9 protein-coding genes are annotated in these 12,051 nt (G+C 43.7%); 6 read left to right on the top strand and 3 right to left on the bottom strand.

What is annotated here, in order from left to right; all coding sequences use genetic code 11:
• Nucleotides 1-16: 16 nt before the first annotated feature.
• From thiI to DUN60_RS10700, 6 genes are all read left to right on the top strand, one after another.
• A complete protein-coding gene (thiI, locus tag DUN60_RS10725) occupies nucleotides 17-1,465 on the top strand; it encodes a tRNA uracil 4-sulfurtransferase ThiI (protein ID WP_065205057.1) in 1,449 nt (482 codons plus the stop codon).
• Between the two features lie 664 nt (nucleotides 1,466-2,129).
• Complete coding sequence (locus DUN60_RS10720) at nucleotides 2,130-3,038, top strand: transcriptional regulator GcvA (protein WP_017080068.1); 909 nt, start codon at nucleotides 2,130-2,132, stop codon at nucleotides 3,036-3,038.
• Complete coding sequence (locus tag DUN60_RS10715; RefSeq protein WP_114633927.1) at nucleotides 3,031-3,654, top strand: alpha/beta fold hydrolase; 624 nt, start codon at nucleotides 3,031-3,033, stop codon at nucleotides 3,652-3,654. The genes DUN60_RS10720 and DUN60_RS10715 overlap by 8 nt, the downstream gene beginning before the upstream one ends.
• Complete coding sequence (locus DUN60_RS10710; RefSeq protein WP_004734382.1) at nucleotides 3,644-4,042, top strand: DUF423 domain-containing protein; 399 nt, start codon at nucleotides 3,644-3,646, stop codon at nucleotides 4,040-4,042. The genes DUN60_RS10715 and DUN60_RS10710 overlap by 11 nt, the downstream gene beginning before the upstream one ends.
• The gene (gene rlmM / locus DUN60_RS10705) at nucleotides 4,039-5,130 is read left to right on the top strand and encodes a 23S rRNA (cytidine(2498)-2'-O)-methyltransferase RlmM (RefSeq protein WP_004734383.1); all 1,092 of its coding nucleotides are present in this window, start codon (nucleotides 4,039-4,041) and stop codon (nucleotides 5,128-5,130) included. Before DUN60_RS10710 ends, rlmM begins: the two co-directional genes overlap by 4 nt.
• A 380-nt stretch (nucleotides 5,131-5,510) precedes the next feature.
• The gene (locus tag DUN60_RS10700) at nucleotides 5,511-7,541 is read left to right on the top strand and encodes a TonB-dependent receptor plug domain-containing protein (RefSeq protein ID WP_114633926.1); all 2,031 of its coding nucleotides are present in this window, start codon (nucleotides 5,511-5,513) and stop codon (nucleotides 7,539-7,541) included.
• A 198-nt stretch (nucleotides 7,542-7,739) separates the two neighbouring features.
• Here DUN60_RS10700 and xni read toward each other — a convergent pair whose 3' ends face one another.
• The 3 genes from xni to DUN60_RS10685 form a co-directional block, all read right to left on the bottom strand.
• On the bottom strand, nucleotides 7,740-8,513 hold the full coding sequence (gene xni, locus DUN60_RS10695) for a flap endonuclease Xni (protein WP_114633925.1): 774 nt from the start codon (nucleotides 8,511-8,513) through the stop codon (nucleotides 7,740-7,742).
• A 141-nt stretch (nucleotides 8,514-8,654) separates the two neighbouring features.
• Nucleotides 8,655-10,022 (bottom strand): nucleotide 5'-monophosphate nucleosidase PpnN, encoded by a 1,368-nt coding sequence (gene ppnN / locus DUN60_RS10690; protein ID WP_004734386.1) that lies wholly within the window; start codon nucleotides 10,020-10,022, stop codon nucleotides 8,655-8,657.
• Nucleotides 10,023-10,398: 376 nt separating this feature from the next.
• Entirely contained in the window at nucleotides 10,399-11,964 is a 1,566-nt protein-coding gene (locus DUN60_RS10685; RefSeq protein WP_004734387.1) for a GGDEF domain-containing protein, read from the bottom strand.
• Between the last annotated feature and the right edge of the window lie 87 nt (nucleotides 11,965-12,051).

Genomic DNA, 12,051 nt, shown 5'->3' with positions numbered 1-12,051 from the left:
TTGGCGTGAAAGTACTATGAAATTTATTGTTAAGCCTCATCCGGAAATTTTTATTAAAAGTGAATCGGTGCGTAAGCGCTTCACAAAGATTCTAGAACGTAATATTCGTACTATTCTTCAGCGTCGTACTGAGTCTGTGGCTGTCTTCAACCGTCGTGACTACATCGAAGTGACGTCTGAGAGCGACAAATACTTTAAAGAAACACTCGAAGTATTGACGCAAACTCCGGGTATTCATCACTCCCTTGAAGTTCAGCAATCAGAGTTTAAAGACCTGCATCATATTTACGAGCAAGTTCTTGAGCGAAGCGGTGCTCTTATTGAAGGTAAGACTTTCTCTGTACGTGCTAAGCGTCGTGGTAAACATGACTTTACATCTATTGAGCTAGAACGCTACGTAGGTGGTGGTTTAAACCAAGCGGTTGAATCAGCAAAAGTAAAACTGAAAAATCCAGATATTACCGTTAAAGTTGAAGTCGAGAACGAGAAGCTAAACCAAGTTATTGAACGTCATAAAGGCCTAGGTGGTTTCCCTCTTGGTACTCAAGAAGATCTGCTTAGCTTGATCTCTGGTGGCTTTGATTCTGGTGTTTCAAGCTACTTACACATCAAACGTGGTTCTAAAGTGCATTACTGCTTCTTCAATCTTGGTGGCCCTGCTCACGAGATTGGTGTTAAGCAAGTTTCTCACTATCTATGGGATAAATACGGCTCATCGGCAAAGGTGAAGTTCATCTCTATCGATTTTGAACCGGTAGTCGCAGAGATTCTTGAGAATGTTGAAGATGGCCAAATGGGCGTGGTTCTTAAGCGTATGTTCATGCGTGCTGGTGGTATGGTTGCAGAACGCTTCGGTATCGAAGCCCTAGTAACCGGTGAAGCATTAGGTCAGGTTTCTAGCCAAACGCTAACTAACCTTCGCCACATTGACAACGTGACCGATACTTTGATCCTTCGTCCACTTATCAACTGGGACAAAGAAGACATCATCGACCTGTCTCGTAAGATTGGCACTGAAGACTTTGCGAAAGTAATGCCTGAGTACTGTGGTGTTATTTCTAAGAAGCCAACAGTGAAAGCGAAGAAAGGCAAATTAGAAGCAGAAGAAGCTAAGTTTAACTTCGAAGTGCTAGAGCAAGTGATCGAGAACGCTCGAGTTATGGATATCCGTGACATCGAGAAAGAGAGCCAAGAGCAAGCGCCTGAAGTTGAACAAGTTCAAGCTGTTGCTGAGCACTCGATCGTTCTTGATATCCGTAGCCCAGACGAAGAAGACGAAAGCCCACTAGAGATCGATGGTGTTGAAATTAAACATATCCCGTTCTTCAAGCTTTCGACTCAGTTTGGCGACTTGGACCAAGCAAAAGAGTACTTGCTGTACTGTGATCGTGGTGTAATGAGCCGTCTACAGGCACTTTATCTAAAAGAGCAAGGCTTCCATAACGTGAAGGTTTACCGCCCATAGTGGTATAGAGTAGCCGAATATTTTGCAAAGCCGTTTACTGAAAAGTAAGCGGCTTTTTTATTTTCTATTGTGAATGTTTTACAGTAGGCAGTAAGAGGCGCGAGTTTGTCGAGTTATCATCATGCTCTGTCTTGAGATTCTGAGATTGAAATGATGGGGGTTTGAGTTGGCTTGTAGGTGACCGAAGAAGTGTGAGTATCTGAGGAACTCTGTTACTTTTTAGTGCTATTCAATGGTTGTATTTGTATGTGTTCAGTTGATTATTTGAGTGGGTGTCTGATTCTGTGATTAACGATGAAAAATAACAAAGATTAATTAGTACAGCTATTGATAAACTTATTGTTATTTTTCTTTGCACATAAAAAAACACCGCCCATAAGGCGGTGTAAACAAATTTGACAGACAGGTCAAAATAAATACAGGAAGTACATGTCTCGTTTCAGTATAGAACTGCAACAAAACATTTGGTAGAACTCTACCCAACTCGAAAAGAACGAGTTTGCAAACACAACATCGCAGGAGCTAAACCAATTGATTCTAGAGAGAATCAAGCCGTTCAGGCTAGCTGCTGCGGGATGAAATATAGAATTTCTCTGGCCGCTAGGCAATGGACAAATTATAATGTTTCAGATAAAAAAAACTAATGCTTATTTAGAGAGTACCTATGTCTCGTCGATTACCCCCATTAAACTCGCTAAGAGTGTTTGAAGCCGCTGCTCGACACTTGAGTTTTACGCGCGCTGCAGAAGAGTTGTTTGTTACTCAAGCTGCAGTCAGTCATCAGATTAAAGCGCTTGAAGAATTCTTGTCTTTGAAGTTATTTCGTCGAAGAAATCGCTCTTTGCTGCTGACTGAAGAAGGTCAGAGCTACTTCTTAGACATCAAAGATATTTTTACCTCACTGGCAGAAGCGACGGATAAAGTGCTTGAGCGAAGTGAGAAGGGCGCATTGACCATCAGCTTACCGCCAAGCTTTGCCATTCAATGGTTAGTGCCAAGGCTTGCAGACTTTAATCAGCAAGAACCTGATATCGACGTACGAATTAAAGCCGTTGATATGGATGAAGGCTCGCTGACCGATGACGTAGACGTAGCTATTTATTATGGTCGAGGCAATTGGTCGGGGCTTAGAGCCGATAAGCTTTATCAAGAATACTTGATCCCTCTTTGCTCACCTTCAGTGTTGCTTGGTACCAAACCATTAGAATCTCTAAGCGATTTAGCATGTCATACGCTATTACATGATACTTCTCGAAAGGATTGGAAGCAGTTCGCTAAGCAAAATGGCATCGATGGGGTAAACGTCAATCACGGTCCTATCTTTAGTCACTCAACCATGGTGTTGCAGGCAGCAGCTCACGGCCAAGGTATTGCACTGGGTAACAACGTGTTGGCGCAACCTGAAATCGAAGCGGGTCGTTTGATTGCGCCTTTTGACGAAGTGTTGGTGAGCAAGAATGCCTTCTATGTGGTTTGTCATGAGAAACAAGCCGATATGGGCCGTATCGCCACCTTCCGCGATTGGATGCTGGCGAAAGCGCAAAGTGAACAAGAGGATTTACTCGATGAATAACGTCATCATTGACGGTGAAGACAATCCAATCACCTTTATCTTTGCACATGGTGCTGGCGCAGGTATGGATCATGAATTCATGCAGTCGGTGGCAAAAGGGTTAGCCTTTAAAGGGATACGAGTGATTCGTTTTAATTTCCCTTACATGATTAAACGTGCTGAAGATGGCAAGCGTCGTCCACCTGACAGAGCCCCTAAGCTGCTTGAAGCTTACCAAGACATCATTGAGCAGTGCGATGCCGATAAGCTTGTGATTGGCGGTAAATCGATGGGAGGGCGTATGGCGAGCCATTTGTCTGAAGTTGATAAGGTGGCAGCGATGGCGTGTTTAGGCTTTCCTTTCCACCCTCCTGGTAAGCCAGAGAAGTACAAAGGTGAGCACTTAGCTGAGTTACAAAAGCCATGTCTTATTCTGCAGGGTGAACGCGATACCTTTGGTAAGCGTGAAGAGTTTACTGATTTCGACCTGTCGGATTCTATTCGTGTTGAATTTATCCCAGACGGTGATCACAGCTTTAAGCCTCGTAAGAGCTCTGGTTACACAGAGCAGCAGAATATTGCCTTAACCGTTGAGAAGCTGTCAGCGTTTATCAAAGAGGTACTCAATGAGAAGTAAGTATTTACTCACGTTTGCAGGTATCTCTGGTGCGATTGCTGTGATGCTTGGTGCCTTCGCGGCTCATGGGTTGAAAGCTATTTTACCTGAATATCTGCTAGGCGTGTTTGAGACGGGTGTTCAGTATCAGTTTATCCATACTTTGGCGATATTGGCGTGTGGCGCTCTGCTGCAGATGAAACTTGGCGCTAAATCACAAAAATATTTTTTCATTGCGGCAATTTGCTTTATCATCGGCATCCTTTGTTTTAGTGGCAGCCTTTATGGCTTGGCACTGACAGGAATAAAATGGTTTGGCCCTATCACTCCGTTTGGTGGTCTACTATTTATCATTGGTTGGGGAGTCTTCTCCTTCGCTGCTTTGAATATAAAAGAGGTAACTCAGTGAAACACGTACTACTTTATTGTCGCTCTGGTTTTGAAAAAGAATGTGCTGGCGAAATTCAAGACAAGGCAACACAACTGGAAGTGTTTGGTTTTCCTCGCTTAAAGAACAATACAGGCTTTGTATTGTTTGAATGTTATCAAGCAGGCGAAGCTGATAAATTGGTTAAAGAGATCGACTTCCAATCGCTGATCTTTGCTCGTCAAATGATCGCGGTAGCAGCTGAAATCAAAGATCTGCCGACTGATGATCGTATTTCTCCAATTCTTGAGGCGCTTTCTGAGAAAGAAGGTTTCCCACGTTGTGGCGATATCCGTATTGAAACGCCAGACACCAATGAAGCGAAAGAGCTTTTGAAGTTCTGCCGTAAGTTTACCGTGCCAATGCGTCAAGCTATGCGTGGTAAAGGCCTGATGACTGCGAAAGACAATGTTAAGAAGCCTGTGCTTCACTTATGTTTTATCGCTCCGGGTCATTGCTTGGTGGGTTACTCTTACCCAACCAACAACTCACAGTTCTTTATGGGCATTCCTCGTTTGAAGTTCCCATCAGATGCGCCAAGCCGCTCTACATTGAAGCTAGAAGAAGCGTTCCACGTATTCATCCCTCGTGATGAGTGGGATGAGCGTCTTGCTCCAGGTATGTGGGGCGTAGATTTAGGCGCGTGTCCTGGTGGTTGGACTTACCAACTGGTTAAGCGTTCTATGTTCGTTCACTGTGTTGACAACGGTATGATGGCGGACAGCCTAATGGAAACGGGTCAAATCAAACACCATATGGTAGATGGCTTTAAATTTGAACCTGATCGTAAGAACGTGACTTGGATTATTTGTGACATGGTTGAGAAGCCAGCTCGTGTTGCTCACTTAATGGGTGAGTGGATCATCAAAGGCTGGGCGAAAGAAGCATTGTTCAACCTTAAACTGCCAATGAAAGGCCGTTACGATGAAGTACTGCAGGATATCGAGAACCTGAAACAGTTCCTGATTGATAACAAAGTTAAATTCAAGATGCAGGCGAAGCACCTTTACCACGATCGCGAAGAGATCACGGTTCATATTCAGTCGCTTTCGAATATCTCACCGTACTAATTATTCACTTAAGTGAAAATTTAGTACTGTCAGTGACCAATAAAATGCTCCTTTAAGGGGCATTTTTTGTATCTGCAGTTTGGTTATGTGAACGGTTTGGTTATCGTCGCCGATTTGTAATTAACTTCTGCGATTGAAGCCTAAAAAAGCCGTAAGAGATCGAGACTTACGGCTACCTAATTCAGGGATGATACGAAGAAGGGTTTATTTAATAATTCAGCGGCAAAACTAGTCAGTTTTACAACAAGAACATCTTAGCTAAAAGTGATTTTATTAAAAGTAAGTGAATGTAAGTAAAGAATGTAAATGATAAGAATTATCATTCAAAGTGTGTAATATTCACGTCTCCTTACTTGATTCTATAAACTATAAAAAACAATATGAAACTTAAAGCATTATCAGTAGCCGTTACGGTTGCCTTGACTTCATTTACTGCCCTTGCTGCAAACGAAACAGAAACCGTTGTCGTTATCGGTTCCGCTCTTGATCAACTTGTTCAGACAGAAATAAATTCAGATATCCTTGAAAAGAAACAAGCAGCGGACATCAAAGATGTTCTCAACACCATGCCTAGCGTAACGGTAGACGGAAACGCTCGCTACTCACGTAAAGTTTATGTACGTGGTATGGAAGACAAATTTGCTGTTGTGACCATTGATGGTGCTCGTCAAGAAGGTCAGCTATTTCACCACTCGGGCGATCAGGCGATTGACCCTGCGATGCTCAAGCGTGCTGAAATTGAACTTGGTGGTAACTCAGCACTTTCGGGTTCTGGTGCGATTAACGGTTCATTTAGCTACGAAACCAAAGATCCTAGCGATCTTCTTAAGCCGGGCGAAAGTGTCGGTGCACGAATAAAAACGAGCTATCAAACGGCTTATGAGCGTTTCGCAACCAATGTCGCTGTGTATGCAAAAGTGAACGACAAGCTACAGTTCATGGGTATTGCAAACTACTCAGAAGATGGTGATCTGCACATTCCTGATCAGGAAGCTGTAACGTCCAAGCAGGGCGAGCTTAAATCTGGTATGGCTAAGGTTGTTTTCATCCCGAACGATGCCAACGAATTTAAACTGACCTTCAACCGCTACAACGATGGCGGTAAGCGTCAACTTTCTGGTGAGAAGGCAGGTGCACTGTATGCTGATGATGAACACAACTACCACTCACTAAATCGCGATACAGTGACTCTGCAACATGAATACGATGCGGGTAGTGATCTGGTGCATCTGAAAACCAATGTTTACTACAATCGTCAGTACATGGAGCGTGATGCGCTTGTTGATACTGCTTGGGACAAAGACGCGAACGGCGACTGGATTAAAGATGGTAAAATTGCTATTCCAGATCGTGAATACAACGTGACAACCATCGGTGGTGACATTCGTAACATTGCTTGGGTTGGTGAGCATGAGCTTACTTACGGTCTTGATGGTTACAAAGCTGAACAATGGATTGATGCTGGCGATGGAGTTTACCAAAGCGGTTCAAAGCAAGGCGAAACTAAGAAGTACGGCATGGATGGCGGCACGGTTACCGCTTACGGCCTTTATGTGCAAGATATGTATGAGTTCAGCGATTTCCGTTTAACCACGGGTCTGCGTTATGACGTTCACAAGTTGGGCGGTGTTTACACGGGTGATTTTGATCAGCTGTCTCCAAAGTTCAAGGGTGAATACCAAACTACGGATAACCTAAAGCTTCGTGTTGGTTACGGTCGTCTGTTTAAAGGTGCATCACTACCAGAAACGCTAACGATGAAAGCAGCACCTGATGTTGACCAGTCTGATACTAAGGCGATGACGGGTAACAACTATGAAGCTGGCTTTGATTACGAGCTAACACGTTTGCTTGCGGCTGATTACGCTATCTTAGGTTTTACGGCTTACACCTACAACCTTGATAATCAAATGCACCCAACCAAGAACAACTCAACATTAGCTAACCAGTATGATGTTGAAGTGTGGGGTGTTGAAACGGTATTAAGCTATGAGTTAGATGCGTTAAGTGTTTACGCTAACCATTCGTACTCAGATGGCGAGCAAAAGAGCCTGAAAAATGGCAAGACAAGCCACATGAATAAAACCGGTATTCATAACTTTAAGGCTGGTTTTAACTACAGCATAAACAGTGAGTTTGTGTTTGGTTGGGATTCACGTTTTGTACCGGGTAATGATTACACGGATGAAGATGGTGATGAAATTAAACGCGCAGGTTTCGCAACGCATAACATCTGGGCGGCTTACACACCTACGTTTGCTAAAGATCTAGAAGTGAATCTTGGTGTCGATAATCTACTTGATAAGAAGTACGCAGAGCATACTGGCTTTGGTATCTCTTGGGGTTCAGATAAGTACACCAGCTACGAAGCAGGCCGTAACTTCAAAGCCTCAATCGCTTATAGCTTCTAATCCACTCTTTACTGCAAGTCATTCTAGAAATAGAAGTTAACCAGTATAAGCGGCATGTTTCGCCTTAACTGAAACCAAAAAAGCCTTAGTTCAGACTAAGGCTTTTCTACTTTCTAATGACTGTGTTTCTAAGTTATTGATTTATAATTAATATATTTTATCGGTTAGCTTTTTAGTGATTGAGCTTGTAACGTCGAATTAAGACACCGCTTCGTAGCGAATATCTTGCAGATTGAAGCCCAAATCGATGTCGGTTTTGAGTGCTGAAACGAGCTTACATACACGAGCCGATTCAATATGCTCATCGAATTTCTTACGATACTTTTTCGGTAAATCTTCAGCTAGGAATGCCGTTTCTATATCTGGATACGTTGTTAATATCTCTTTGGCAGCTTTTGGTCCAACTCCAGGAATCCCCGGTACTTGGCTTGAGCTAACGCCAGTTAATCCCCAGTAGTCAGCGAGTTGTTCCGGCTTTACACCGAACTCAGCTTCAATAAAGGGCTTGTCTAACCAGCGGTGTTGGAAGTAATCACGGATTTGTAGCGTTGGTGATAACAGTTGGCAATAGCCCTTATCGGTAGAGATTATTGTGACCTTTTCGCCGTGGTCTGCCACTTTCTTAGCGAGTGTTGCTACTAAGTCATCCGCTTCATCACCATCAGATAGCAGTGAATCAATCCCTAATTCCCACCAAGCTTGTTGGATAGCATCAAGGCCTTTCATTAATGGTTCAGGCATCGGCTTGCGGTTTTGCTTGTAGGCAGGAAGGACTTCAGCGCGCCAGCCTCGATCTTGTAGGTGATGATCAAATACCGCAATGATATGGGTTGGCTTTGATTCTTTTAGGATGCGATTAAGAGTACGAGCAGTAGTGGTGATGGTTCTTGCAATATCGGTTGGGTCCGGCTGAACAGAGTGAACGCGTCGGATGAGATTCAAAGCATCGATAATAACAAGATGGATAGACATAAGTTTCCACTAAATAGGCAATAAATAAGGGGCTGCTAGCCCCTTATAGTAACGTATCACTTGGTGAGTTGAAACGTTGGCGACGTAAACGTCATGACTTGTTTAGCTTTATGCTTGTGGCCTGTTATCAGTCACTTGTCGTTATTCGCTGCTAGGCATAATTTTATAGCAAGGAACATAGTCAGTGCCACCCGGCAGTTTCATGCGATGTTGTTCAACAAAGTCATTCAGCAGTTGATCCATTTTGGTCATCAGCTCTTTGTCGCCATCAATCAGGAATGGGCCGTGTTTCTCTATCTCTAGAATACCTTCGGCTTTGACGTTACCGGCCACAATGCCAGAAAACGCTTTACGTAGATTAGCCGCAAGGCTTTCTGTTTTCTGGTCCATATGAAGATCAAGTGCCGCCATAGATTCATGTGTCGGATCGAAGGGCAGTTGGAACTCAGGCTCAATATGCAGTGACCAGTTATAGCTATAAGCATCGCCGGTCTCTTTACGGTGAGAGCGTACATCTGGCATCGCTTGTTTCATGATTTTCGCTGCGCGTGCTGGATCATCAATCACGATTTCGTAGTGTTTCTGAGCCTCTTCCCCGAGGGTTTCACCGATGAACTTATCGATAGAGCGGAAGTAAGCTTCACTCTCTTTTGAACCCGTTAATACAATCGGCATGGGTTGGTCGACGTTATTTGGGTGCATCATGATCCCTAAGATATACAGCAACTCTTCAGCCGTACCGGGGCCACCAGGGAAAATAATGATGCCATGCGCCATACGAACGAATGCCTCAAGACGCTTCTCGATATCTGGCATGATCACCAGTTCGTTCACTATCGGGTTTGGTGGCTCAGCTGCAATGATTGATGGTTCAGTCAACCCTAAGTAACGATGATCAGTATAGCGCTGCTTAGCGTGACCAATAGCCGCGCCTTTCATTGGTCCTTCCATTGCACCTGGTCCACAACCCGTACAGATGTTGAGTTCACGTAGGCCAAGTTCATTACCTACTTCACGAGTATATTGGTATTCAGTGGCATTAATTGAGTGGCCACCCCAACACACGATCAGGTTAGGTTCGATGCCCGGCGTAAGTGCACCTGCATTTCTCAAAATACCAAATACGAGGTTGGTAATATGAGTGGCATTAGTCAGGTTGAGTCTTTGGTTGTCTGCAAGATGCATGTTGACGTAGACAATGTCACGCAGCACTGAGAATAGGTGCTCTTGGATACCCTTGATGATTTCACCATCGACAAAGGCATGCTCTGGTGGGTTGCTTAGTTCGAGCTTGATACCACGCTCACGTCGCACGACTTCAACATCAAACGATTGATACTTGTCGAGCAACTCTTTGGAATTGTCGGTGTGGCTTCCCGAGTTAAGTACCGCTAACGTACAGTTACGATACAGTTGGTACAGATCACTAGATGCGGTTTTCTTAAGACGCTCAACTTCAAGTTGAGAGAGTAAATCCATGCTACCGGCAGGGCTGATATGAGTGATCATAGTGCCTCCTTGTTGAAAAGAGCAGGGGGACGTTGAAGTGACCCTCTGACTCGAGAGTGAGAAGCAAACGTTGAAAGTGTTTGGTTAAAGGGGAGAGAGTTAACCAGACGAAACGGTTACGACAGCGTTGCTTAATGGATTATATAATCTTGCTTAACAGTCTATATGCAGGTGCTTAACAGTATATACATGGGTGCTTAATAGCAGATGTATAGATGCTTAAGAGCTAATATAAAATAAATTAAGAGCGTATATACAGCATTGCTTGCCAAGAATGCTTGTTAAGCGAATGTTAATCATTAGCTTAGCAAACATTGAGGGAAATGGTATGTGATAAGTATTTGAAAAAATGAAATAAATTAAATCTAAGGCTGACTTAGTTCCAAACAAGTTGGTTGGTACCGCGTTGCTTTGCTTTGTTTAGCGTCTTATTAAGTCTCTCTAATACTTCTTCAGGCGTATCAGACTCTTTAAACTGAGTACTTGCCGCACACAAGGTAATCGTGATTTGTTGGTCACGGAACTTAAAGGGTAGGCGGCTTACTTGAGCTTGGATGTTTTGAATCACCTGGTGGCAATATTCATCGGTTTGTTCTGGCAACAGCAAGACAAACTCTTCACCAGAAAAGCGAGCCACGGTATCGGTTGTGCCTGCTTCTTTAGTAATAGTTCTCGCGATGATTTTAAGTGCCTTATCACCCGCGGTATAACCAAAGCTGTCGTTGATGGCTTTGAAGTTGTCGATGTCGAGCAGCACTACGCGCAGTGAGTGTTGTGCACGAATCCAACGGCGATACTCAAGCTCTAAGCGATCAGTAAAGGCGGTGCGATTGTAAACTTTAGTGAGCGGATCAAGTAGCATACGCTGAGCCTGATCTTCTAAGCGCTTGCGGTAATCTTGGGTGACTTCATAGAGTGAATCTAACTGAGTCTTTCCATAACTCATTCTCTCTATTAGAGCTTGTTCTTTCTGTTCTGCGTGATTCAGTCTTTCTGAAAGAGAGGCGATTTCAGTGAGTAGCGGATTAATCGTTCGCTTTAAACTATCAATTTCTTTCGCTTTCTCTACAGAGTTCTGGCTCTTAATGACAAGTTCACTTAACTCAGAGTTAAGGCCTTGGCGGTGCTCAAAGTAACTTTGGCTCTGATCGGCATTTTGGTCTGCCGTTTTGATACTGGAGGCCAGCGAGGAGTTTAGCTGATCGATAAATTGTTCAGACTTCTTACGCTCTAGGTTGGTGCCTTCAATTACCAGTTTGAGGATCTGAAGTGTCAGCTCAAGCAGATTTTGTGTGGAAACACCCAGTAACAGTTTCGCTCGAATATCGGTAAGCAAATCACCCGACTCCCCCTCGAAATCGAGTTCAGTGATCAGATGTTGTAATTCGTTTGATAGGTCGGAAAGGAGTTCTTGTTCCGGAGAATGCGTAACGTCGGCAAAATGAGTGCGTGAGTTATTCGCCATAATCTTAATGGCACGCTCATAAATACCGAGAAGTTTCATGGCATGGTCGACTTTCTGACTGCCATTGCATTCGGAGAAGCTAAGTAAGTTTCGTAGGTCGCGTTTAAGCTGCGCTGGAAGGCCTGTTATGCGTTGCAGCGTTTCCCCACTGTGCTTAATGCTATCGTCCAGATATCCGTTCTGTTTATCCATAGCCAACGTTTTCTGCTTAAGCATCCTTTCTAATACTGCCAGCTTTGGGATCATCGAGCTAATGTCTTTTTGCTTTTCTAGCTCTTCCCGAAGGGCAATGAGGTTTTCATCTAAATGGCTGTTACTGCCAACACATGCGTCACTTAAAGATGTGACAATACGCTTTAGAACTTTTTGTTCTCTAATAAATTTGAACGAGGTGTCTCTTTGCGTCAAACGGACCTGCTCCAACTGAAGTTTCAGCTGGTGGAGTTGCGCCTGAATGTCTTTTTCAAGAATGCCCATAGATGTATTAATTAGCGCCGCGTAGACCGAGCTCGATCATTTTGATGAAATTCCGTTACATCGATAATAACAAAACTAAAAATAAGG

Source organism: Vibrio splendidus (assembly GCF_003345295.1).
Classification (GTDB): domain Bacteria; phylum Pseudomonadota; class Gammaproteobacteria; order Enterobacterales; family Vibrionaceae; genus Vibrio; species Vibrio splendidus_K.
Note: the sequence above shows the minus strand (reverse complement) of the source record. Positions and strands in the feature narration are given on the sequence as shown.

Bases quoted from the DNA above. Each gene is read 5' to 3' on its own strand.
- DUN60_RS10720 (WP_017080068.1), top strand. From the start codon at position 2,130: ATGTCTCGTCGATTACCCCCATTAAACTCGCTAAGAGTGTTTGAAGCC.
- DUN60_RS10700 (WP_114633926.1), top strand. From the start codon at position 5,511: ATGAAACTTAAAGCATTATCAGTAGCCGTTACGGTTGCCTTGACTTCA.
- DUN60_RS10715 (WP_114633927.1), top strand. From the start codon at position 3,031: ATGAATAACGTCATCATTGACGGTGAAGACAATCCAATCACCTTTATC.
- xni (WP_114633925.1), bottom strand. From the start codon at position 8,513: ATGTCTATCCATCTTGTTATTATCGATGCTTTGAATCTCATCCGACGC.
- ppnN (WP_004734386.1), bottom strand. From the start codon at position 10,022: ATGATCACTCATATCAGCCCTGCCGGTAGCATGGATTTACTCTCTCAA.
- DUN60_RS10685 (WP_004734387.1), bottom strand. From the start codon at position 11,964: ATGGGCATTCTTGAAAAAGACATTCAGGCGCAACTCCACCAGCTGAAA.
- thiI (WP_065205057.1), top strand. From the start codon at position 17: ATGAAATTTATTGTTAAGCCTCATCCGGAAATTTTTATTAAAAGTGAA.
- DUN60_RS10710 (WP_004734382.1), top strand. From the start codon at position 3,644: ATGAGAAGTAAGTATTTACTCACGTTTGCAGGTATCTCTGGTGCGATT.